The organism is Shewanella marisflavi, from assembly GCF_023283925.1.
Classification (GTDB): Bacteria; Pseudomonadota; Gammaproteobacteria; order Enterobacterales; family Shewanellaceae; genus Shewanella; species Shewanella marisflavi.
This window is the reverse complement of record NZ_JAKIKX010000008.1, coordinates 1-24,669: the sequence shown is the minus strand read 5'-3', so window position 1 is coordinate 24,669 and position 24,669 is coordinate 1. Positions and strand designations below refer to the sequence as shown.

Sequence of the window (24,669 nt, the reverse complement as noted above, 5' to 3'; positions counted from 1 at the left end):
GGGTTAAAGAAGCCACAGTGTGTCGCTTTTGGCGGCGCGATCTATTAAAATCAGCCGACTCAATTTGAGCTTAACCAAATACCACCAGCAATTACCCAAGGATATCTTCATGGCACTGAATGTCGTTATTTTGGCCGCAGGCAAAGGAACCCGCATGCGTTCAGATCTTCCTAAAGTTCTCCACCCCATCGCCCATAAGAGCATGGTTCAGCATGTGATAGATACCGCGCATCAGGTAGGAAGTGACACGATTCAGCTGGTTTATGGTTATGGCGCCGACAAGCTTAAGGCCAGCCTGGGCGAGCAGGCATTAAACTGGGTGCTGCAGGCTGAGCAGTTGGGTACGGGTCACGCCGTGGCGCAGGCCAATGACAATATTGGCGATGATGATACCGTGTTGATCCTTTACGGTGATGTACCACTGATCCAGGCATCAACCTTGGAAGCCCTGTTGGCGGCGCGCGATGACAATGGCCTGGCTATTCTTACCGTTAATCTACCTGATCCTACTGGCTATGGCCGCATCGTACGTGAAGCGGGCCAGGTGGTGGGTATTGTCGAGCAGAAGGATGCTAATGCTGAGCAGCTTAAGATCAACGAGATCAATACCGGCATTATGGCTGCGCCAGGTAAACAGCTTAAAGCCTGGTTGGGTCAGTTGTCATCGGACAATGCCCAAGGGGAATACTATCTCACCGATATCGTAGCCATGGCTCATCGAGACGGTGTGAGCATCACCACGGCGCAGCCTGAATCTGCTATTGAGGTGGAAGGCGCTAACAATCGTGTGCAGCTGGCTCAGCTAGAGCGTGCCTATCAGGCGCGCGCAGCGGAAAAGCTGATGCTTGATGGGGCTAACTTGCGTGATCCAGCTCGTATCGACGTGCGTGGCGAGGTCACTGTCGGTATGGACGTGATGATAGATGTGAATGTGATATTCCAGGGTAAGGTTACTATTGGCAACAATGTCACTATTGGTGCTGGCGCTATCCTGATCGATTGTGAGATCGGCGATAATGCCGAGATCAAACCTTACTCTATTATTGAAAATGCCATTGTCGGTGAAGCCGCCAGTGCAGGGCCATTCGCTCGTTTACGCCCCGGCGCCGAGCTCAAGCGCGATGCCCATATCGGTAACTTCGTCGAGATGAAGAAGGCGGTGCTGGGTGAAGGCTCTAAGGCGGGCCATTTAGCCTATATTGGCGACGCTCAGGTAGGGGCTGGTGTGAATATAGGAGCCGGCACCATCACCTGTAACTATGATGGTGCTAACAAGCATCTGACCATTATTGAAGACGACGTGTTTGTGGGTAGCGATACTCAGTTAGTGGCGCCAGTGACTATTGGTAAAGGTGCTACTTTGGGGGCTGGCTCGACCATTACTCGTGATGTGGCGGCCGATGAGCTGGTGATCACCCGAGTAAAACAGCGCCATCTGACAGGCTGGACACGTCCGGTGAAAAAGAAGAAATAAGCTTACTGTTGTAGAAGAAGCGACCCAAGTGGTCGCTTTTTTTATGCCCCTAACTTAATCATCCAGTTAACCAGGCTTTTGCTATCGTGCCTGAGAGTGACTGAGATCTCTCTCTAATGTAAAGGGATGTAAATTAGCTTAAATAAAAACGATTCTCATTTATATTGGCGGCAACTTTCGTTTCCTATGTTGTTGAGTGGTGAGGTTTCCATGGCATTTAAGCTGTATTCGTTTAATTATTCTCCTGTCGGTATTGCAGTGTTAGCGGCATTAGCCAGTATCCCTGCGTTGGCTGAAGATGGTGAGAAGAGCAGTGTGGTTGAAGCCAATATCGAACGCATTACGGTTTCAGGCCGTACCTTTAACGATTATAAAGTGGGAGTTGCATCCGGTGCCATGAGAGGTGATATCGATCTGATGGACACACCACAATCTGTTGCGATTATTCCAGACTTTGTGACCGATGAGCAGCTGGCCACCAATCTGTCAGAGGTTCTGGTGAATGACTCCAGTGTGACCAGCGGCAGTGAGAAATGGAACCGCCAAGTATTTAATATTCGTGGTTTTGAGCTGTCATCGGGGTCGGGGTATCTGATCAATGGTCAGCAGCAATGGTCTCACTATGTGCAGCCTATCGAAACTCTGCAACAGGTAGAAGTGCTAAAGGGACCATCAAGCATGCTTTATGGTCAGTCTGGCCCAGGCGGCTTGATCAACATGGTGACCAAGAAACCCACCTACGATAACTTGTTTGAATTTGGCTTTGATACCGATGAGCATGGCTCTACCCGTTTCCAGCTGGATGCCGGTGGTAGCCTCAATGAAGCGGAAACCATTCGTTATCGTACCGTGTTGGTTAAGCAAGACACCCAATACTGGAGAGAGTATCAGGATGGCACTAATCAGGAGCGGGATCGCTGGCTTGGATATCTGAACCTGGAGTTTGATATCACTGACGATCTTATGTTGTCGCTCAAGTATGATCATACTCAGGATAGGACGGGCATAGACCGCGGTGGCTGGCTCAACAGTCAAGGCGAGCTCATTGGTGGCCGTGATATCATTTGGGATCAACCCTGGGCCTTTACCGACAATACAATCTCAAATCTGGGTGCCGAACTGACCTATCATCTCAGCGACAACTGGCAGATCAAGGCGGGTTATAACGACCAGCAGTTTAATCGTCAGCGTTTAGACTCTTCTCCTAGCCTGGTAAATGGCTCAGAAGATCCTTTCACGGATGGCTACACCATTAGCCCGTTCGACCGTTATGACGACTGGCAACATAAGACGGGCTTTATCGACTTTACCGGTGACTTTAGTACCGGCGATGTCGAACATAAGTTGTTGATCGGCGCCAATATGCTGGACTACTACTATGGCCAGCTAAAAGAGGCGGGTGACAAGAATCAGTTGGTGATGCCGGGGCAGCCTGTGCCTCGCCCGGACTTGGACTATCATCGCGACACGACTAAGTCTGAGTCTGACTACAAGCATTATGGTTTCTATATTCAAGATCTCATTACCCTTAATGATAGCTGGCAACTATTGGCTGGCGTGCGCTACGACGAGCAGAAGAAGGACGGTGAGGGTAACAACAGTTATGCCGTATCACCTAAGTTTGGGGTGATCTATTCACCCGCGGAGAACGGTAGCATCTATTTGAACTATTCAAAGAGCTTTACGCCTCAGGGAATGGTCAATGATCCTGATGATGTGAATGACAAAATGAATTTGGATCCCGAATATGGTGAGCAGTATGAGATAGGTACCAAATGGGAGCTTTTCGATGGCAGTCTACTGTTAACCGGTGCGCTGTTCGATATTACGGTATCGAATGTCACAGTGACTCAAGATCTTGAGGTGACCCCGATGAGTGGCGACAAGACGATTACCACTCAATCTGGTGAGCAGCGTCATAAAGGCTTCGAGATGGGCGCCCAGGGTCAGCTTACTGAGAAATGGTTTATGTCGGGGTCGATGATGTATCTCGATGCTGAATATGTTCGTCCAGAAGAAGATCGTTTAGATGGTAAGACACCTGTGGATGCGCCTGAATGGTCGGCTAACATCTGGACACGTTACGAGGTGACTGAAGCGCTGGCACTTAACTTTGGTGCCGTCTATGTGGGTGACCGTTTCGCTAATACAGATAATACGATTAGCAAAGATGCTTATGTTCGTTTTGATATTGGCGCCGCTTATACCATGGATATCAAAGGTACTGATCTGAGTGTTCGCCTTAATGTGAAGAACCTATTCGATCAGGATTATCTAGCTGGTGGAACCAATACAGATGTGACTGTGGGTGAGGGACGTCATTTCGGTCTTGCACTGGAAGCCAAGTTCTAATTTATTAGCCGATATAGTAAAACCTAAAGCCGCTATCTCATATAGCGGCTTTTTTGTTTTTCAGGGGGGCTTTTTAACCTGAGGGACTGGTAAAAAAGTTTCGAATCACTATAATCTATCTTTCGAAACGAAACTTAAGTGAAACTCTTTGTGAATAAACGAAACACACAACAGCGCCGCCACAGCATCATTGCCGTTTTGAACGAAACAGGCGAGGTGAGTGTGGATGAGTTGGCGAGTCGTTTCGAAACTTCTGAGGTCACCATACGTAAAGATCTGGCTGCGCTTGAGAAAACCGGGCTATTGCTTAGACGTTATGGTGGCGCGGTGGCTATCCCTGATGAGGTGACACAACAGTTTAGTGCCAAAATCGCGCCTAATAAATTGTCGATTGCCGAGACGGCGGCCAGGCTGATTAAAGATCATAATCGCATCATTATCGATAGCGGTAGCACCACGTCAGGATTAGTGCAGCAGCTTAACGCTAAGCGAGGTTTGGTGGTGATGACCAACTCGCTGCAGCTGGCCAATGCCATCCATGAGTTGGAAAATGAGCCAACTCTGTTGATGACTGGTGGAACATGGGATCCCCATTCTGAGTCTTTTCAGGGGCAGGTCGCCGAGTTAGTGCTGCGCTCTTATAACTTCGATCAGTTATTTATCGGTGCCGATGGCATAGATCTTACCCGCGGCACAACCACCTTTAATGAGCTGACCGGTCTTAGCAAGGTGATGGCAGAGGTCTCCCGAGAAGTGATCGTTATGGTGGACTCAGACAAGATAGGCAGGCGCATTCCTAACTTGGAACTGGCGTGGCAGCAAATAAGCGTGCTTGTGACCGATGATAGAGTCGATGAGCAAACGGTAAAACAGATCACCGAGCAGGGGGTAGAAGTAATAATCGCCCCCTACTCAAAGTAAATTTTTTAATATTAGTATTGAGTCAGTAGGAAAAAATTATGTGCGGAATCGTTGGCGCAGTGGCGCAAAGGGATGTTGCGGAAATTCTACTCGAGGGGCTACGCCGCCTCGAATATCGTGGTTATGACTCTGCCGGTGTGGCGGTGATCCATAACAATGAACTGGAAAGCACTCGCCGTGTAGGTAAGGTGCAGGAGCTATCCAATGCGCTAGAAGAAGCGCCGCTGATTGGCGGTACGGGTATCGCCCATACTCGCTGGGCGACCCATGGTGAGCCGAGTGAGCGCAATGCCCACCCTCATCAGTCAAGTGGCGATATTGCCGTAGTACATAACGGCATTATCGAAAACCATAACAAGCTGCGCGATATGCTGAAGGGCCTGGGTTACACCTTTAGTTCAGATACCGATACCGAAGTGATCTGTCACCTGGTGCACCATGAGCTTAAGTCTCACGATACCCTGCTCAGCGCCGTACAAGCCACGGTTAAACAGCTTGAAGGTGCTTATGGTACTGTTGTGATCGACCGCCGCGATAGCGAGCGCATGATTGTGGCCCGTTCTGGTAGCCCACTGGTGATAGGTTTTGGCCTGGGCGAAAACTTTGTCGCTTCTGATCAGTTAGCCCTGCTGCCTGTGACTCGCTCGTTCGCCTTCCTCGAAGAGGGTGATGTCGCCGAAGTCACACGCCGCACCGTCAGCATTTATGATCTGGATGGTAATCCGGTCGAGCGTGAAGTCAAAGAGTCGGAAGTGACTCATGATGCCGGTGATAAGGGTGAATACCGCCACTATATGCTTAAAGAGATCTACGAGCAGCCTCGCGCCATCGCTCACACCCTAGAGGGGCGTATTGCCGGTGGTCATGTGCTGGATTCGGCCTTCGGTGAGAATGCCGCCGAGTTTCTAAAAGATATCAAACACGTACAAATTATTGCTTGTGGCACCAGTTACCATGCGGGTATGGCCGCACGTTACTGGCTCGAAGATTGGGCCGGTGTTTCATGTAACGTCGAGATCGCTTCTGAGTTCCGTTACCGCAAGTCGCACCTATTCCCTAACAGCCTGTTGGTGACTATCTCTCAGTCGGGCGAAACCGCTGACACCTTGGCGGCACTACGCCTGGCTAAAGAGATGGGCTATAAGGCGACCATGACCATCTGTAACGCGCCAGGTTCTTCTCTGGTTCGCGAGTCGGACATGGCTTATATGATGAAAGCGGGCGCCGAAATTGGTGTGGCTTCAACCAAGGCCTTTACCGTACAGTTAGCAGGTCTTCTGATGCTGACGGCTGCCATAGGTCGTCACAACGGCATGTCTCCAGAGATGCTGGCCGAGATCACTCAGAGCCTGCAATCTATGCCGGCGAAAGTTGAGCAGGCGCTGGGCTTGGACGATGCCATTGCCGAGCTGGCTGAAGACTTTGCCGATAAGCATCACGCCCTCTTCCTGGGCCGTGGCGATCAATACCCTATCGCGATGGAAGGTGCGCTTAAGCTTAAGGAGATCTCCTACATCCACGCCGAAGCTTATGCTTCTGGTGAGCTTAAGCATGGCCCGCTGGCACTGATCGATGCCGATATGCCGGTTATTGTGGTCGCACCAAACAACGAACTGCTTGAGAAACTCAAGTCGAACGTCGAAGAAGTTCGCGCCCGTGGTGGTCTGATGTATGTGTTTGCCGACAAAGATGCCGAGTTCGAGTCAGATGACACCATGAAGGTGATCCCTGTGCCACATTGTGACGATTACATGGCGCCACTTATCTACACCATTCCGTTGCAGCTGCTTTCTTACCACGTCGCCTTGATCAAGGGTACCGACGTAGATCAGCCGCGTAACCTGGCAAAATCTGTTACGGTAGAATAATTTAGCGGGTATCCGTTAGACTTCTAGATTCAAAAGCAGCCTCTGAATAGGCTGCTTTTTTTATGTTTTCTCCATTCTCTTCACTTTTTCGGCTTTTTCTTCTTTTGTTCCTTGACCTGTGTCTAACACACAGGTTTATAGTCAATGTAACAGCGATACTAAAGTCTCTAGTTGGAGTGGTTATGCGTGTTAATCAATTAGCGAAAAACCTCAATATCACGGGTGATACCGTGCGTTTCTATACCCGCATCGGCCTGCTGACGCCGACTAAGTCTTCGGTCAATGGCTACAAGGACTATAGCGATAAGGATCAATCGCGCATGCAGTTTATCCTAAGCGCCAGAAGCCTAGGGTTTAGCGTCGATGAGATTAAGGTGATCTTCTCCCGAACTGATCAGGGGGAGAGTGCCTGCGGCTTGGTCAGGCAGATGATTCAGCAAAAGCTCGATGAGACAGAGAAGCAGTTTGAAGAGATGGTGAAGCTGAGGAGCAAGCTGTCGAACGCGGTGAAGGATTGGTCCCACAAGCCAGATAAAGCACCGACTGGCAATATGATCTGCCATCTAATCGAAGGCACTTACGCAGAAGGCACTGAAGACAGCTATGAAGAAGGCGTCGATGAGCCAAGCGTTATGGCGAGCTAGGAGAACAGAAGATGGATAGTAAGAGAGTACAACTCAACATCATTGGCGCTGGCTGTGCGAGCTGCGTTGGTAAGATAGAAACCGCATTAAAGGCCGTACCCGGAGTCACCTCGGCGGAGATGAATTTTGCCGAGCGTATCGTCGATGTCTCGTGCTCGGCAACGCCTGAGCAGTTAATTGCAGCCGTCGAGGCGGCTGGCTACAACGCGACTCAGCTTCAGGGCGAGGCGAGTAGTGATGCCATGGATGAGAAGGAGCAGGCCGATCTCGACTATTATCGCAGCCTGCTGCGCCATACTTTTATTGCCTTATCTGTGGGTATTCCCTTGATGGTTTATGGCCTGTTTATCGGTGAGATGACGGTCACTACCACGACCGAGCAGCTGGCCTGGGGGCTGGTGGGCTTAGTTACCCTAAGTATCATGATTTTGTCAGGCAAACACTTTTATGTGGGGGCATGGAAATCTTTCGTGCACCACAACGCTAACATGGACACGTTAATTGCCTTGGGTACGGGTACCGCCTGGCTCTATTCCATGCTGGTGGTTGTCTTCCCAACGCTGCTGCCCGAGATGGCGCGCCATGTCTATTTTGAAGCCACAGCGATGATCATAGGTTTGATTAACCTTGGCTTAGCGTTAGAGGTCAAGGCTAGGGGCAAGACCTCTGAAGCGATCAAGCGTCTCATTGGCTTGCAGGCTAAGACTGCGAGGGTAATTCGGGACGGCAAAGAGCTGGATATCGATATCGCCCAGGTGCTGCAAGGTGACAAGGTGAGGGTCCGCCCAGGTGAGAAGATCCCTGTCGATGGCGTGGTCATTGAGGGTAATACTAGTGTCGATGAATCTATGTTGACTGGTGAGCCTATGCCAGTAGAGAAAACCATCGACAGCGAGGTGGTCACTGGCACCTTAAATAAGTCTGGTGCTATCGTCTTTAGCGCTACCCGAGTGGGTAAAGACACTGCCCTTGCCAGAATCATCGCCATGGTGAAGCGGGCGCAAAATTCAAAACCGCCAATTGGCAGGCTTGCCGATGTGATTGCCAGTTACTTTGTACCGGCGATTATGATCATTGCCATCGTTAGTGCCATGGTGTGGTTTAACTTTGGTCCTGAGCCATCTTTAGTATTTGCTATCGTCTCGGCCACCACAGTGTTGATCATCGCCTGTCCCTGTGCCTTGGGGTTGGCGACACCTATGTCGGTTATGGTTGGTGTGGGTAAGGCCGCCGAGTCGGGTGTGTTAATCCGTAACGGCGAAGCGCTGCAAACCGCCTCCAAGATCAGTGTCATGGTGTTAGATAAGACGGGTACTATTACTCAAGGTTCGCCTCAGGTAACAGATATCCTGCTGGCTGAGGAGACTGAATTAGATGAGCAAGGCGTGCTAGCCCTAGCCGCCAGCATAGAGCGTCATTCTGAGCATCCCCTCGCCGAGGCCATCGTCGAGACGGCTAATAGCCGAGATATCAAACTTGAGTCTGTCGAAGACTTTAATGCCATCTCTGGACGCGGCGTAGAGGCAAAAGTTAACGGACACTCTATTTTGTTTGGTAACCAGGCCTTGATGCAGGACTTAGGTGTAGACATTCAGGCACATCAGGCTAAGGCGCAGCAATTGGCTGCAGAGGCTAAGACACCTATGTATCTGGCACGAGACAATAAGCTCATCGCCATCATTGCAGTGGCCGATCCTATTAAACAGGATTCGGTCGAGGCAATCGCCAGGCTTAAGCGTAATGGCATCAAGGTGGTGATGTTGACGGGAGATAATCAGGCTACGGCTGCGGCGGTGGCCGCTAAGGTTGGCATAGAAACCTTTTTTGCCGAGGTGATGCCTCAGGATAAAGCCAGCAAGGTGGCCGAGCTGCAAAAAACGGGTGAAATAGTGGGCATGACTGGAGATGGTATCAATGATGCCCCCGCGCTGGCGCTGGCTAACGTTGGCTTTGCCATTGGTACGGGGACGGATGTGGCCATCGAGAGTGCCGATATTACTTTGATGCGCGGCTCTTTGCATGGCTTAGCCGATGCGATAGCGGTCAGCAAGGCGACACTGAGGAATATTAAGCAGAATCTGTTTGGCGCCTTTATCTATAACGCCGCTGGTATCCCTATTGCCGCGGGAATTCTCTATCCCATGTTTGGGGTTTTGCTCAGTCCGGTTATTGCTGGTGCGGCCATGGCCTTCTCATCACTGACTGTGGTGAGTAACGCCAATCGCCTGCGTCTATTTAAAGCCAAAGCGCATTAGGAGGCTGGTATGTTATTTATCAATTTATTTTGTCTCGCTTTAATAGGCTTTATTGTCTGGTGGTTCTGGCTTTATTCGCCAGAGATTCCGGTGAGCCAGGAAGGGATTAAGATAGTCGTTAAAGATGGTGTTTATACGCCGTCGCGCATCAAGATTGCAGCGGGTCAGGCCACGACACTTACCTTTTTAAGAGAGGACAAGTCGGCCTGTTCGGCGACTTTACAGCTGCCTGAACTGGAGATCAGCGAGGAGCTGCTACTTGATAAACCTACGCTTATCAATATTCCGGCCACGGAAGCGGGAGAGTATGCCTTCCACTGCCAGATGCAGATGTATAAAGGCGTGCTGGTGGTTGAATGAAGGTGGTGAATAATGATAGTAGGGCAAATGCTATTACTAGATTTGCCCTAAAAACTGATCACGGCACTAAAAACGATAGCCCAGAGCAAAAGTCATTGTCTGGATATCGAGTATATCCATCGCCTGATAATGGTAGGTCAGGCCGAGATCCATGCCGGATGCGAACTCTACACGCCATCCTAATCCCGCAAGTAGGCAGGTATCATTCGATGAGAAGCGGCCACCGCTATTACTTTGGATGTCGCTAGAGTTCATTTTGGTGTGGTTGATGCCGAGTTTAAATACTAAGCGATTTCTTTTAGATAAGGGAAGGGTATACAGGGCAGATGCCCGGAAGCTATCGATATCTGTCTGTTGATTGCTCACTCTAAAGACGGGTTCTTGCTGCATATAACCTACCTCAACTCCCCATTCGGAGGTAAATTGGTAGCGATAGGCTAGATCATAGTGAGCCTGTGAATCACTAGAGTGGTCTGCTGAGGCTTTGGTATCCCCAAAACCGGCACCGGCTGATAGGGCGTGTTGATAATCTGATGCGGATGAGATAGGAGCGAAAAGCAGACAAGCTGCGGCAACAATAGCTTTCATAACAATCCTTTGAAGTGTGACAACAAGTTGGTTTGTAACCGTTTTGTAACATTGTTTTTTTGTTCACAATATCGACTGCATCACAGCGTTAAGCTTTGAATTGGCTATTTTTTATGTGCTTAGTTTGATTTGAACTTACGAAGATTGAAAGCGCTAACTCATCACTGGGGTAATCTTATCAAATCATTAGTGCCTTTTGCTTGTTCTCTATCTGTTTCCATACCTTATCGTGGAAGTAGAACACGACAGTATTAATCGCCGGTTCAATCAGTGCCACCGCGCCGCCAATCACTATGCTACCGGTTAACAGGTAGGTAATGGTGAACGCGACACCAAAGTGTAGTATCGCAAAAGTGAATGTTTTAGCCATGATGCAACTCCTCTTTAACTAAAGCAAATGATAATCGTTATCATTTGTGGTGTAAATGAAATTGGCTAGATGGCTTTAATCTTAAAAAACGATTAATTTTGCATATCCGCTAGCTTTTGTTGGTTTTACTCCTATTCATGGATTGCTTCTATTAATTGCTCTAATTCCGCAATGCAGCTTCCGCAGCCACTGCCCGCTTCAGTTAGCGTCATTAGGGTAGCAGTATCTTTAACCCCTTGTTGCTTTATGGCGCGGGAGAGTGCTCTTTCGCCGACTTGCTTGCAGGCGCAAATGATTCTGCCTTTGGTCAGTGTGCCCTTAGGCTCTGCCGACAGCAGACTGCTTAGCAGAGTAGAAAGCTCATCTTGCTCATTAAATAGTGCTGCAAACCAGGCATAGTGATTCGGGTCAAATTGCTCACTCGCTATGTAGGAAAATTGGAGCTGTTGCTGCCAACTCTGGGCTAATCGATAACACTCCTGTTGGGGCGACTCGGCCATAACTTGGGTGGTTTGTTGATAGGGTGACAGGGCTTTTAGCCTACTATTGAGCGCGCTTGGTGACAATTCGCTGGCAATGAAATAGCAAAACCCACCGTTGATTGTCTGCTTTACCCAATAGGGGAATTCGAGCAGCTCTAAAGATTGGCGACAGATGACTAATGCTTGGCTTAGGGGCTTAAAACGACGGACACTCACAGGTGTTGCTTTCATCTCGGGTTGACCGGAAATAGGGTCGACAAATGATTGCCCAAGCGTACTAATTTTACCTGCACTGGAGTTACGGTTGCTCCAGTGAATCGCTGAAAACAACTCGCCGGGTTTAACGTCTTTGCTGATGTTAACCCGTAATAATGCTTTGCCTGTCGCACTGGTAATCTCCGCAATATCATGCTGATTGAGGCGATAAACCGCGGCATCTTGAGGATGGATCTGTAACTGGGGTTCTGGCTGATGTTGGCATAGCCGAGCTGCCAAGGCGGTGCGTGTCATAGTGTGCCATTGATCTCGGCTACGACCACTGCTGAGTTTCAGAGGAAACTGCTGATCACATGCCTGTGCTGAAGCTATATAGCGCACCGGGATCAGTCTGGCTTTGAGGTTGTCGGTATTAAATCGGCCATCTGCAAACAGACGTTGATGGAGCGTTTGAGGTTGCAATTGGCTGACTGGCCACTGCTGAGGAGCCAACTGGTAGTAGTCGTTATCAGAAATAGTAGCTAAGTCGCCAAGAACCAGGGCATTTTGACTTAATGCATGGGCTTTGTTGGTTAGGCTGGCACATTCTCTGAATATCTCCGCTTCATGGCGATAGTTAAACCCATGACTAAATCCCATTCGTTTGGCCACTTCACTGATGATCCACCAGTCGGGTTTAGCCTCGCCAGGTGTCGTCGTCACCCTGCGCTGACGCGATATGCGCCGCTCAGAGTTAGTGACTGTTCCCGACTTTTCTGACCAGCCCTGAGCCGGTAGCTTCACATCGGCTAATGCCAGAGTGTCTGTATCTGCAACACAATCCGATACCACCACAAAAGGACATTGGGCTAAGGCGGCTTTAATTTTATGGCTATCGGGCAGGCTGACGGCAGGATTGGTTGCCATGATCCAGATGGCTTTAATTTTTCCCTCAGCAATTGCATCGAACATATCCACGGCTTTGAGACCCGGCCGAGTTGCTATTTGAGGTGCGCGCCAGAAGTCGCTTACCAATTCACAGTTGCGCTCATTAAAGTCTAAATGCGATGCAAGCATATTGGCTAAACCGCCCACTTCGCGGCCGCCCATGGCATTGGGTTGCCCAGTAATAGAGAAGGGACTACTGCCGGGTTTACCTATTTTTCCCGTGGCCAGATGACAATTAATAATGCTATTGACTTTATCTGTGCCCTGAATGGATTGGTTAACCCCTTGAGAGTAGAGGGTCAATACTTTATCGCTGTGGCCAAATAGCTCAAAAAACTGTTTAAGCTCTGCGGTGCTTATCTGCAGTTGCTCCGCAGTCAGCTCCAGTGTGAGTTTATCTTGCTGTGCACTGTGTAATGCGGCTTCAAAACCCTGAGTGTGTTGCTCAATATAATCCTGATCGAGCAGTTGATTGTCGGCGAGATAGCTTAATAAGCGATTGAATAACAGTACATCTTTACCGTTAGCAATGGCCAAATGCAGATCGGCGTCATTGCATGAGGCGGTTTTCCTGGGATCTATCACCACCAACTTACACTTGGGGTTTTGGGCTTTTGCCGCTTTAATGCGCTGATATAGGATCGGATGACACCAGGCTAGGTTTGAGCCCACAAGAATGATGAGATCGGCGGCTTCGATATCCTGATAACAGCCGGGTATTGAATCGCTGCCAAAGGCGCGTTTGTGACCAGCAACGCTTGAGGACATGCACAGTCTCGAATTGGTGTCGACGTTTGCGCTGCCAATGAAGCCTTTCATCAGTTTGTTGGCCACATAATAGTCTTCTGTTAATAGTTGGCCAGATAGATAGAAAGCGACTGAATCAGGGCCATGTTTGGCTATGGTTTGCTGAAATTGTTCTGCTACTGTCGATATCGCTTCATCCCAACTCACCCCTTGATGTTTGATCATTGGAAACTTAAGCCGATGGGTTTCCGATAGCGTCTCGCCTAATGCCAGTCCTTTAGAGCAAAGTTTTCCTAAGTTGGCGGGGTGGCTTTTATCGCCACGAATGAGTAGTGCACCGTTACGTAGCGGTTTTGCTTCTACACCGCAACCGACACCACAATATGCGCAGGTTGTTTTAATCCAAGGAGTTATCGGATTCTGACTCATAAAAACCTCTCTCAGCCTGATGGAATGGTTTTAAATCTATTTTTTAAAGCAAGTGGCAGGCCATGATGGTTTTATCTTGTTTGTTTGTTTTTAAATTTAACAAAAACAAGTAATTAGTTTTTTATTTTTATCAATCTACCTATTTAGGGGTATATGTTTAAAATCATATTATTCATTAGTTTAGGTTAAATGTTCGATAATGGTCATTGTTTGCACAATTGCGGTGCGAGTTAATTTGTTTTCAAGCCGTTAAAAATGTCAGTTTTGTTTTTTTAATTTTCACGTTTTCTTTTTATGTTTATGATTTTTAAGTTTTTAATTTTATATTTAACGTTTTTTTAAAGTTGTTGGCATTAAGTTTGCTCAATGCTTGTTCAGTTGGCGATAACATCGAGGCTTAATTATGGACAAGCATGAGAAAAACCCTCACCACAGTGTCATTAATATCGGCTTTGGCGAGACAGGAAAATCGGCATGTCAGGGGCGTGTCAGTTTGGTGGGCGCAGGGCCGGGTGATGCCGAGCTGCTGACGGTGAAGGCCATGCGCATTATTCAGCAGGCTGATCTGATTATTTATGATCGCTTAGTTAGTGATGAGATTTGCGCCTTATTCCCCGTAAAGACGCCGACGCTATATGTCGGCAAAGCTAAGCATCTGCACAGTGTCGAACAGGATCGCATCAATGAAATCTTAGTTGAACAAGCCTTACTGGGAAAACATGTCTGCCGTCTAAAAGGCGGGGATAGTTTCATCTTTGGTCGTGGAGGAGAGGAGATCATCTCTCTTAAGGCGCAAAACATTTCTGTAGAAGTCGTGCCAGGTATTACCGCCGCTTCAGGCTGTACCTCTTATGCCGGTATTCCTTTAACCCATAGAGGGGTTTCCCAGGGAACCACCTTTGTTACCGCTCATGCCGAATCAGAGTTGCAACTTAATTGGCAGAGTCTGGCGATGTTACAGCACACCTTAGTGTTTTACATGGGGCTGAGTAAGGCACCACTTATTGCCAATGAACTCATTCAAGCTGGATTGGCTAGCCACACGCCGGTGGCGCTTATCGAGCGTGGTTGCTCTAAAGAGCAGAGGGTGATCAGCGGCTTGCTAAGGGATCTGCCCAATCTGGTGGTTGAACATCAATTGCAATCGCCCACTTTAATTGTGGTTGGGAAAGTGGTGGATCTTGCGTCCCAGCTCAGTTGGTTCGAGCAGCAAGCGCAAATTAAAGATAAGTATATACCGGCCCGTTTGAGTGCCTAGAGATCTAAGGAGAGCCAAGATGGATAACATTTCTGTAGTCGTGGTGGGCAATGGCATGGTTGGCCACAAGTTTATCGACAATATCTTAGCCAGCGAAGCGGCGGATAATGTACAACTAACCACCTTCTCAGAAGAGCCCAGGTTAGCGTATGACAGGGTGCAATTGAGTGCTTATTTTAGTGGTAAGACAGAGCAAGATCTGGCGTTAACCGATGAAGCTTATTATCGCCAGCATAAGGTCGATTTTCTGCTGGATACCAAGGTGATCAGTATCGATCCTCGTGCTCATACCGTATTGACCGATAAGGGAAATACAGTGACTTATGACAAGCTGGTGCTGGCAACGGGGTCCTATCCTTTCGTACCACCTATCCCCGGTAATGACCAAGCTCACTGCTTAGTTTACCGCACCATAGCCGATCTTGAGGCGATCACAGAATCGAGTTGCCATAGCAAAAGCGGTGTGGTGATCGGTGGTGGTCTGCTGGGACTGGAGGCGGCTAATGCCCTGAAAAACCTCGGTCTGGAAACCCATGTGGTGGAGTTTGCCCCAAGGCTAATGGCGGTTCAGCTTGATGACGGTGGTGCGAATTTATTGCGTCATCAAATAGAAGCCCTGGGTGTGCGGGTACACACCCAAAAGGCGACGACGGAAATCGTCGCCGGTGAGCAGGGTCGTTACCGCTTGAATTTTGCCGATGGTACACATCTTGAGACCGATATGGTGGTGTTTTCTGCCGGAATTCGGCCACAGGATGAGCTGGCCCGTCAGGCGCAGCTCGAGGTGGGTGAGCGTGGTGGTATCGTGATTAACGATTTTTGCCAAACCAGTGATCCCGACATCTATGCGGTGGGCGAGTGTGCGCTGTGGCAGGGGCGTATTTTTGGCTTGGTGGCGCCTGGCTATACTATGGCCGCGGTCGCTGCGGCGCATTTATGTGGCAGCGACCTCGCCTTCAGGGGGGCCGATATGAGCACCAAACTGAAACTCCTAGGGCTGGATGTTGCCAGTATCGGTGATGCCCATGGGGTGACCGAAGGGGCGCAGTCTTACACTTTCCATGATGAGGTCGCTCAGGTGTATAAGCGTCTGGTCGTCAATCAGGCGGGAGATAGAGTTTTGGGTGCGGTATTGGTGGGTGATGTCAGCGCCTATGGTCAGCTACTGCAGATGATGCTCAATGATATGCCGTTGCCGGATCATCCATCGGCTCTGATCCTACCTCAAGTAGAGGGGGAGAGCGCAGCCATGGGCGTCGAAGCCTTGCCTGTCAGTGCCCAAATTTGTTCTTGCTATGATGTCAGCAAAGGGGATGTGGCCGCTGCCGTGGCTAATGGGGCTACCGACATGGCCACGATTAAAAGTTGCACTAAAGCCTCCACCGGCTGCGGAGGTTGCAGTGCCTTGGTCAAGCAGGTGATGGACAGTGAGCTTGCCGCTTTAGGTCATGAAGTGGATAACAGCTTGTGTGAACATTTTGCCTATACCCGTCCTGAGCTGGTGGATATTGTGCGGATTAAAAAGATCCGTAGTTTCGATGAGCTGTTAGCCAGTCACGGCTGCGGGTTGGGGTGTGACATCTGCAAGCCTGCTATCGCTTCGATTCTGGCTTCCTTTTGGAATGATTATATCCTCGATGATGCTCATATTGGGCTACAAGACACCAATGATATCTATTTGGGTAATATGCAAAAAGATGGCACCTACTCTGTGGTACCTCGTATCGCTGGTGGTGAGGTGACACCCGACAAGTTGATCGTGTTAGGTGAGGTGGCTAAGGAATTTGATCTCTACACCAAGATCACCGGTGGCCAGCGAATCGACCTCTTTGGAGCACAACTGCATCAGCTACCGCTGATCTGGCGCAAGCTGGTGGATGCAGGATTTGAGACCGGCCATGCCTATGGCAAGTCGGTACGTACGGTGAAGTCCTGTGTTGGTGACAGTTGGTGCCGATATGGGGTTAACGACAGCTTAGGTTTTGCTATCGATATTGAAAATCGATACAAGGGCTTGCGTTCCCCCCATAAACTAAAGTTTGCAGTATCTGGTTGTACTCGTGAGTGTGCAGAAGCCCAATCTAAAGATGTTGGCATCATTGCCACCGAACATGGCTGGAACCTCTATGTTGGCGGCAATGGCGGCATGCGTCCCAGACACGCCGAGCTGTTTGCCACGGGGTTGGATGACCAGACCTTGATCCGCTATATCGACCGATTCCTGATGTTTTATATTCGCAGTGCCGAAAGGCTTCAGCGCACTTCTGTATGGATAGAGAACCTCGAAGGTGGCCTGGAGTATCTAAAAGCTGTGGTGATTGACGACAAGCTGGGGCTGGCTACCGAGCTTGAAGCCGAGATGGCCGACAACATAGCTAAGTATCAATGCGAATGGAAAACTACGCTGGAGAATCCGGAAAAACTCAAACGCTTTAAGCATTTCATTAATGCTGACAAAGAGGATAGCAACTTGGCCTATGAGGTAAAGCGTTCACAACGTATGCCGGCCAAGTCCAGTCAAGTCATCGATGTATTAACCGTTGAATAGGGAGATAAGTGATGAACGTAGCAATCGATAAGATGCAAGAACTCTGGATATCTGTGTGTTCACCACAAGATATTACTCCCGGCACTGGGGTGTGTGCCTTGGTTGGAGGACGGCAGGTAGCACTGTTTTGCTGTCGTCAGACACAGACCTTTTACGCTATCGATAATTTCGATCCTATCGGCAGGGCCAATGTATTATCTCGGGGGATCATGGGCTCAATTGCAGGTGAACCTGTAGTAGCCTCTCCTCTGTATAAACATTATTTCAATCTAAATACCGGTCGTTGTATTCAGACTCCAGAGCATCAATTGAAAACCTATCCAGTGCGCATCTTTGGCGCTGAGGTTCAAATAGGTATTAACCACTAAGTTTCATTAATTTTATTAACGCGAAAGCATGCTACACCAGTGTGGCAGGGGATTGTGCAACTAAAAATAGCCCAACTCCCCGGTTAAGGAGAGTCCCATGAGTACAGATAATCGCTTTAATTTACTGAGCTTTACAGGAAAAATGAAGGTGTTACACCTGAGTTGGATGGCGTTTTTTATCACCTTTGTGGTGTGGTTTAACTTTGCACCGTTATTGCAGTCGGTTAAGGCTTCCTTAGGGCTCACTACGGCCGAAATTAAGACGTTGCTAATTCTTAATGTCGCCTTTACCATCCCGGCGCGGGTGGTCATAGGTATGCTTACCGATCGCTTTGGGCCCCGCATCATCTATTCGGGGTTGCTGGCAATTTGTGCGCTGCCCTGTTTTGCCTTTGCTTTAGCCGACAGCTTTGTACAAGCCGCGATAGCGCGTTTCCTGTTAGGGTTTATTGGCGCGGGTTTTGTGGTTGGAATACGTCTGGTGTCAGAATGGTTTCCCCATAATGAGCTAGGCACAGCTGAAGGCATTTACGGCGGTTGGGGTAATTTTGGTTCCGCTGCTGCAGCATTTACTTTGCCCACTCTTGCCGTGCTCTTTGGCGGTGAAGATGGTTGGCGTTATGCCATGGGGTTGACCGGGGTGATCAGTCTGGTTTTTTCCTGGGTGTTTTACCTTAATGTAGCCGATACACCTAAAGGCTCGACTTATTTTAAGCCTAAGAGCCTCACAGCCATGGAAGTGACCTCTAAAGGTGATTTCTTACTGCTTCTGATTATGAAGCTGCCTATGTATGGCGCGCTGGCACTATTGGCTTGGAAGTTGTCTCCGGCTGGTGTGGCTATGTTGAGCGATCTGAGTGTTTATGGCATCTATCTTGGCTTGCTTCTGCTCTACCTTTATGAAATCTCCCAAGTATGGAAAGTGAACAAGAGTGTTTTTGAAGGGCCGGTACCTGAGATCCATAGATATAAGTTTAAGCAGGTTGCGGTATTAAATATTCTCTATTTCGCGACATTTGGCTCAGAACTGGCCGTGGTGTCTATGTTGCCACTGTTTTTTGCCGAGACCTTCGAGCTCACTCCTGTGATGGCCGGCATGGTCGCCTCGGCTTATGCCTTTATGAATTTGATGTCTCGTCCAGGTGGTGGTTGGATTTCTGATAAATTCGGTCGCAAGCCAACCCTGTTGATATTAACGGCAGGATTAGCGGCGGGTTATTTCCTGATGGGACAGGTGAACAGTGAATGGCCGGTTTGGATTGCTGTGGCGGCGGCAATGGCTTGCTCTTTCTTTGTGCAGTCGGGAGAGGGGGCGGTATTTGCCACAGTGCCACTGATTAAGCGTCGAATGACAGGGCAAATTGCGGGTATGACCGGGGCCTATGGCAACGTGGGTGCAGTGTGCTATCTGACAGTATTATCCTTTGTGGATTACAGCACTTTCTTTTATGTGATTGCGGCCACGGCGGTATTGGGTTTTGTTGTACTGACATGGATGGAAGAGCCCAAGGGACAAATGGCTGAAGTGAACCAAGATGGTAGCGTCACCTTGATCGATGTGTCGGGTCGTTGAGTGAGAGGCTAACTTGATGAATGCTCATCCTAAGCTTATCGAAGCGGTAAATTCAGCGCAGACTCCTGGGCAGACCAAGAGATTAGCGTTGAATTTCGGTGGCAGTTCATGCGCTGGCGTTAGGCCGCAGAATCAGGATGCATTTGCCGTACACCATAGTGTCGATAGCCATCAATTGCTGCATAAAGGGGTGGTCGCTTGCATTGCCGATGGTGTTAGCTGTAGTCAAAATGGTCAGTTGGCCAGTCAGCTTTGCGTGACGCAGTTTATCGAAGACTATTTGAGTGCCCCTGAGAGTTGGGGGGTTAAACATGCGGCAACTAAAGTGCTGAACGCCTTGAACATCTGGCTTAACCATCACAGTCAGCAGACGGCGCTAAGGCACAATGGCTACGTGACAACGTTCAGCGCTTTAGTTTTTAAGTCTAACCGGCTGCACCTTTTTCATGTGGGTGATAGCCGGGTTTACCGACTGAGAGCGGGCGAGTTAATCCTTCTTTCTAAGGATCATAGCCATCAGGGATTTGGTGAAAAAGGCTTTCTGACTCGAGCCTTGGGGATGGACAGCCATTTAGAGGTGGACTATCAATGTCATGAAGTACAGCTGGGCGATCGATATCTGTTAACCACAGATGGCGTCCATGAAAATCTTGCCTTGGGCCAGTTAACCGATGTCGTGGCTCAAAAGGATAATTTAGAAGTGTTGGCTAGGCAGTTGACTTCGATGGCTCTAGCCGAAGGGAGCCAGGACAACAATAGCTGTCTATTGTTGCAGGTGCATTCATTGCCCTATGTCGATGCCCCAGAGTTAACATTGTTGTCTTCACAGAAAGTGATCCCACCAGTGATGAGTGTCGGCAATACCATTGATGACTTTGAAGTGCTTAAAGTCTTGTACAGTGGTACACGCAGTCACATCTATTTGGTTAAACCGCAGGGAACAGATGATGTATATGTACTCAAGGCTCCCTCACTTAATTTCAGCGAAGATGGGGATTACCTGGCTAGTTTCGTGCGAGAGCAGTGGGTGGGACAGAGAACTCAGCACCCATCGCTGATGAAGGTTTACCCTAGTGAATCACCTTTCTTATATCATTTATGTGAGTATATTTCGGGACAAACCTTAAGGCAGTGGATGTATGACAATCCAGCGGCCGATTTTTGTAAGGTTAGAGCTATTCTCGAGGAGATTGTGATTGCGGTCAGAGCACTGCAACGTATGGGGGTGGTACATAGGGATATAAAACCGGAAAATCTGATGCTTACCCCTGATGATAAAGTGGTGTTGATCGATTATGGCGCGGCCCAGGCCGATGGTCTGGCAGAGTTGACTCCAGTGACCCAGGAGGCGTTACCTCTCGGCGCTGTGGGATACATTGCCCCTGAATATTTGCAAACGGGAGTGGCGTCTCATCAGGCGGATATTTTCTCAATTGGGGTTGTGGTGTATGAGATGTTAACCGGAAAATTACCCTATACCACAGGTCGCTCCCTATCGATTAATAACCATAGTCGCAGGGATTGGTGTTACATCTCTTGTCGGCAATATCGAGAGTCCGTTCCCTTGTGGCTTGACCTAGCACTTGAGAAGGCGTGTCATCCAGATACCCGCGTAAGATATCAGTCGATGTCAGAAATGCTTTTGGACATGAATAGCCCTAATCAGCAGATGGTGCAAAAACATCAGTCTTTGCCTTTCATCGAACGTGAGCCGATTATGTTTTGGAAGGGATTAAGCGTATTACTCTTAATGATTGTGGTGCTGCAAGCTTTGCTATTGTGATAAAAGGGGTTAACAGGCCAAGGCTATGGCCTGTTCTTATTCATTGTTCAATAGCTGCTTAATAGTGCCAAGGGAATTTTGAGAAATCCTGATCCCGTTTTTCCAGGAAGGCATCGCGTCCTTCAACGGCCTCGTCGGTGCCATAGGCTAGGCGGGTCGCTTCCCCGGCAAACAGTTGCTGACCCACAAGGCCATCGTCAGGCAGGTTGAAACCATATTTCAACATACGCATGGCAGTAGGAGACTTAGAGTTGATCTCTTTGGCCCACTTCAGGGCTTCAGTTTCCAACTCGGCATGGGGAATGGAGCGATTGACCATACCCATGTCGAAGGCCTCATCGGCGCTGTAGTTAAAACCGAGGAAGAAAATTTCCCGGGCACGTTTCTGACCTATCATTTTGGCAAGATAAGCACTGCCGTATCCTGAGTCGAAGCTACCCACGTCAGGGTCGGTTTGTTTAAAGACGGCGTGTTCTTTCGAGGCCAGCGTCAGATCGCAGACCACATGCAGGCTGTGGCCACCACCAACGGCCCAACCGGGCACCACGGCAATCACCACCTTAGGCATGAAACGGATCAGGCGCTGCACCTCTAAGATGTGCAGGCGGCCCATGCGTGCCAGATCGGGTGTATCGGTTTCCTCGCCCTCATACTTGTAGCCATCTTTGCCGCGAATACGTTGATCGCCGCCGGCACTGAAAGACCACTGCCCCTTGGCTGATGGGCCATTGCCTGTCAGTAGGACACAACCGACATCTGACCATTGGCGGGCATGATCCAGTGCGGTGTAGAGTTCATCGACTGTCTTAGGGCGAAATGAGTTGAGACAATCTGGGCGGTTAATGGCGATTCGTACCGTGCCCTGATCTTTTGCTCTGTGGTAGGTAATGTCTTCAAATGTAAATCCAGGCACCAGATCCCAGGCTGATGGATCGAAGATATCGGAAACCTTGTCTGTCATGTTCGTAACCCTATATTTGTCGCATCGAGAAGATGAGCCAAGGCTAGGCTCAATATGGAAAGAGATCAATTGGGAAGCAGAAAACCGTGCTCTTGGCTAAGGTTTCTGCTTCCTAAAGGGGTTTATCTGATCTTATCGCAGATAAATTGTTGGTTGTCTTTGCTTAGCTCGTCAAAACGATTACCGCTGTTGTCGCAATACTTCTCTTTAAACTCAAGTACCGACTCAGGCGATTCGAGAATATTGTCCAGTGCAGCCAACTCCTTTCGAGTCAGTCGCTCGGCAATTTGCGTCTTGAACATTGCAATGTTCTTGTCTACTCGGATGATCTTTGTCCCTGTCATCGAGTCGAGTTTACGCTCGATGCGCTTCATTAGCGCATCAGTCTGCGCTATGGGTTCATCGAGTTTGTCTGTTTCGGTCGCTAGATAATAGAGTAATCCTATCCCTGCACCTAAAATAATCCAGCCTCTCATTATTTATCCAACCATGGTGAACAATTAGTATTAGAAATGTATAATAAGCCAGTTTTCATGGAATATTAAAGCTGTAAGGCTGTTAAATATGAACGCAGAATCAAATAAAAAGGATTATTCCAAGGCTGAGCGGATCAAAATACATCAGCCCGATGAGAACAAATCCGATCGTTTTAATCCCCGCAATCGTATTTACGTTAGAGCAATAGAAGGATTTTGGACACAGCTACGTCGCCGTCTCGGCTGGGTCGCAATGCTCTTTTTCCTGATTTTGCCTTGGATCCCCTGGGGTGACAGACAAGCCGTTTGGTTTAACCTAGGTGAACAAAAATTTCATATCTTCGGTTTAACCATTTGGCCCCAAGATCTTACCTTACTCGCTGCACTCTTAATGATAGCCGCATTTGGTCTATTTTTTGTGACAACCTATCTTGGGCGTGTCTGGTGCGGTTATACCTGCCCTCAAACGGTTTGGACTTTTATCTTCATCTGGTTCGAAGAGAAATTTGAAGGTGCGCGTAACAAGCGCATTAAATTGGATCAGATGCCATGGAGTTTTAATAAGGCTTGGCGAAAGACGGCAAAGCATGCCTCTTGGATATTGGTCTCCTTATTAACCGCCATGACCTTCGTTTCTTATTTTGTACCGACTAACGAAGTCTATATCGATGTCTTTAGTGGTAACGCCTCGGGCGCTATCTACTTTTGGGTGAGTTTGTTTACCGTAGCGACTTATGGCAATGCCGGCTGGATGCGTGAAATTATGTGCATCCATATGTGTCCCTATGCCCGTTTCCAGTCTGCTATGTTCGACAAGAACACTTATATTGTGGGTTATGACACTAAACGTGGTGAAAATCGTGGTCCCCGTTCTCGTAAGGCCGATCCTAAGGCGTTAGGCCTTGGTGATTGTATTGACTGTGACTTATGTGTACAGGTTTGCCCTACCGGGATCGATATTCGTAATGGTTTGCAATATGAATGTATCAACTGTGGCTCTTGTATCGATGCCTGTGATACCACCATGGATCGCATGGGCTACGATAGAGGTCTTATCGCCTATACCACAGAGAATAAGCTTGAAGGTGTTAAAGAGAAGGTGATACGACCTAAGTTGTTAGGTTATGGTGCCGTATTGGCATTAATGATCTTTGTCTTTATTTATGCCACTGTGACTATCGCACCTGTGCGGGTCGACATTATTCGCGATCGTAATCAGCTCTTTAGAGTGAACAATCAGGGTCTGATAGAAAATACCTTTACCCTGAAGATACTCAATAAGACAGAAGCTAAGCATGAATATCAGCTGAGCGTCGAAGGCTTAACCGATTACCAATGGTATGGTCCACAAACTGTCACTATCGACGGCGGTGAGGTACTGACTCTGCCAGTTAGTGTGGCCGTCGATCCCGTAAACCTGTCTCGAGCCATGACTAAAGTTAACTTTAAGGTCACCACTGCATTAGATGGTGAAACGGTCGAAGCGGTGCAAGAATCTCGCTTCTTTAGCCAGTAACCTTAATCAATAACTTCGCCACTAACGGTGAATGGTCAGAAAAAGGGGCTTTTTAGCCCCTTTTTTATACGTATTGCGTGATAAATATTCGCTTGATCATCTAAGTGTCTTTTTCTTTCAAAAAGCCCTTGCGTAAAAGTTTAGTCTCCCTATAATGCGCATCCACTGACACGGCACAGCAACTTCTTCAACTGGTGAAAGCCAGATAAATAGAGGAGTTCAGCTTAGTCAGCGACTCAGATTTAGACGCGGTTTAACGCACTGGATTGAGTCTGGCAGAAAGTGGTTTAAGGCTTTCAAATGTCGTCTTCTGGTTAAAGAATCGACGCTTGAAAAACTTCTTAAAATTAGCCCTTGACGCCAACATCTGGATGTGTAGAATACGCATCCCTAAGCCGACGGCCCAGCGCCAAAGGCGGCATCTAATAATAAGATGCAATGCTCTTTAACAAGATGAAACAAGAAATCTGTGTGGACATTCACAGGTGTTGAGTTAATCGAAAACGATTTATATCTCAATGCAACGATGAATGTTCATAGCAATATGTACAAA

General features: G+C 48.5%; 18 protein-coding genes. 13 read left to right on the top strand and 5 right to left on the bottom strand.

Going from position 1 to position 24,669, the window contains the following annotated elements:
- Nucleotides 1-109 precede the first annotated feature (109 nt).
- The 7 genes from glmU to L2712_RS14800 all read left to right on the top strand — a co-directional run bounded on the left by glmU (nt 110) and on the right by L2712_RS14800 (nt 9,874).
- Nucleotides 110-1,474 carry a bifunctional UDP-N-acetylglucosamine diphosphorylase/glucosamine-1-phosphate N-acetyltransferase GlmU gene (glmU, locus tag L2712_RS14830; protein ID WP_033538993.1) on the top strand — a complete coding sequence of 455 codons (1,365 nt, stop codon included), beginning with the start codon at nt 110-112 and terminating at the stop codon, nt 1,472-1,474.
- Between the two features lie 210 nt (nt 1,475-1,684).
- On the top strand, nt 1,685-3,826 hold the full coding sequence (locus L2712_RS14825; RefSeq protein WP_248978234.1) for a TonB-dependent receptor: 2,142 nt from the start codon (nt 1,685-1,687) through the stop codon (nt 3,824-3,826).
- A gap of 150 nt (nt 3,827-3,976) precedes the next feature.
- Nucleotides 3,977-4,747 (top strand): DeoR/GlpR family DNA-binding transcription regulator, encoded by a 771-nt coding sequence (locus L2712_RS14820; protein ID WP_248978233.1) that lies wholly within the window; start codon nt 3,977-3,979, stop codon nt 4,745-4,747.
- A gap of 38 nt (nt 4,748-4,785) precedes the next feature.
- The gene (gene glmS / locus L2712_RS14815; protein ID WP_033538966.1) at nt 4,786-6,615 is read left to right on the top strand and encodes a glutamine--fructose-6-phosphate transaminase (isomerizing); all 1,830 of its coding nucleotides are present in this window, start codon (nt 4,786-4,788) and stop codon (nt 6,613-6,615) included.
- Between the two features lie 182 nt (nt 6,616-6,797).
- Nucleotides 6,798-7,259 carry a MerR family transcriptional regulator gene (locus tag L2712_RS14810; RefSeq protein WP_232479482.1) on the top strand — a complete coding sequence of 154 codons (462 nt, stop codon included), beginning with the start codon at nt 6,798-6,800 and terminating at the stop codon, nt 7,257-7,259.
- Nucleotides 7,260-7,270: 11 nt separating this feature from the next.
- Nucleotides 7,271-9,514 carry a heavy metal translocating P-type ATPase gene (locus L2712_RS14805; RefSeq protein ID WP_248978232.1) on the top strand — a complete coding sequence of 748 codons (2,244 nt, stop codon included), beginning with the start codon at nt 7,271-7,273 and terminating at the stop codon, nt 9,512-9,514.
- A 9-nt stretch (nt 9,515-9,523) separates the two neighbouring features.
- On the top strand, nt 9,524-9,874 hold the full coding sequence (locus L2712_RS14800) for a cupredoxin domain-containing protein (protein WP_248978231.1): 351 nt from the start codon (nt 9,524-9,526) through the stop codon (nt 9,872-9,874).
- A gap of 66 nt (nt 9,875-9,940) precedes the next feature.
- Here the strand turns inward: L2712_RS14800 and L2712_RS14795 are convergent, their stop codons facing one another.
- From L2712_RS14795 to L2712_RS14785, 3 genes are all read right to left on the bottom strand, one after another.
- Nucleotides 9,941-10,462 (bottom strand): porin family protein, encoded by a 522-nt coding sequence (locus L2712_RS14795; RefSeq protein WP_248978230.1) that lies wholly within the window; start codon nt 10,460-10,462, stop codon nt 9,941-9,943.
- A 178-nt stretch (nt 10,463-10,640) separates the two neighbouring features.
- Nucleotides 10,641-10,832: a DUF2061 domain-containing protein gene (locus L2712_RS14790; protein ID WP_248978229.1), complete on the bottom strand. Its 192-nt coding sequence runs from the start codon at nt 10,830-10,832 to the stop codon at nt 10,641-10,643.
- 131 nt (nt 10,833-10,963) lie between these two features.
- Complete coding sequence (locus tag L2712_RS14785; RefSeq protein WP_248978228.1) at nt 10,964-13,633, bottom strand: nitrate reductase; 2,670 nt, start codon at nt 13,631-13,633, stop codon at nt 10,964-10,966.
- A 403-nt stretch (nt 13,634-14,036) separates the two neighbouring features.
- Here L2712_RS14785 and cobA point away from each other — a divergent pair, with 403 nt between their 5' ends.
- The 5 genes from cobA (at nt 14,037) to L2712_RS14760 (ending at nt 21,163) form a co-directional block, all read left to right on the top strand.
- Nucleotides 14,037-14,891, top strand: a complete 855-nt coding sequence (gene cobA / locus L2712_RS14780; RefSeq protein ID WP_088905812.1) for a uroporphyrinogen-III C-methyltransferase — start codon at nt 14,037-14,039, stop codon at nt 14,889-14,891.
- Nucleotides 14,892-14,910: 19 nt separating this feature from the next.
- Entirely contained in the window at nt 14,911-17,439 is a 2,529-nt protein-coding gene (gene nirB / locus L2712_RS14775; protein WP_248978227.1) for a nitrite reductase large subunit NirB, read from the top strand.
- A gap of 11 nt (nt 17,440-17,450) precedes the next feature.
- The gene (gene nirD / locus L2712_RS14770; protein ID WP_248978226.1) at nt 17,451-17,807 is read left to right on the top strand and encodes a nitrite reductase small subunit NirD; all 357 of its coding nucleotides are present in this window, start codon (nt 17,451-17,453) and stop codon (nt 17,805-17,807) included.
- Nucleotides 17,808-17,904: 97 nt separating this feature from the next.
- Nucleotides 17,905-19,380, top strand: coding sequence for a NarK family nitrate/nitrite MFS transporter (locus L2712_RS14765; RefSeq protein WP_239853797.1), 1,476 nt, complete (start codon nt 17,905-17,907; stop codon nt 19,378-19,380).
- 16 nt (nt 19,381-19,396) lie between these two features.
- Nucleotides 19,397-21,163, top strand: coding sequence for a bifunctional protein-serine/threonine kinase/phosphatase (locus L2712_RS14760; protein WP_248978225.1), 1,767 nt, complete (start codon nt 19,397-19,399; stop codon nt 21,161-21,163).
- A gap of 58 nt (nt 21,164-21,221) precedes the next feature.
- On the opposite strand, the gene L2712_RS14755 is transcribed toward L2712_RS14760, so the two are convergent.
- Together L2712_RS14755 and L2712_RS14750 are read right to left on the bottom strand one after the other, a co-directional pair.
- Complete coding sequence (locus L2712_RS14755) at nt 21,222-22,124, bottom strand: 1,4-dihydroxy-2-naphthoyl-CoA synthase (protein WP_088905808.1); 903 nt, start codon at nt 22,122-22,124, stop codon at nt 21,222-21,224.
- A 122-nt stretch (nt 22,125-22,246) separates the two neighbouring features.
- Nucleotides 22,247-22,600 carry a hypothetical protein gene (locus L2712_RS14750; protein WP_033538973.1) on the bottom strand — a complete coding sequence of 118 codons (354 nt, stop codon included), beginning with the start codon at nt 22,598-22,600 and terminating at the stop codon, nt 22,247-22,249.
- Between the two features lie 88 nt (nt 22,601-22,688).
- Here L2712_RS14750 and ccoG point away from each other — a divergent pair, with 88 nt between their 5' ends.
- Nucleotides 22,689-24,116 (top strand): cytochrome c oxidase accessory protein CcoG, encoded by a 1,428-nt coding sequence (gene ccoG / locus L2712_RS14745; protein WP_033538974.1) that lies wholly within the window; start codon nt 22,689-22,691, stop codon nt 24,114-24,116.
- Nucleotides 24,117-24,669 lie beyond the last annotated feature (553 nt).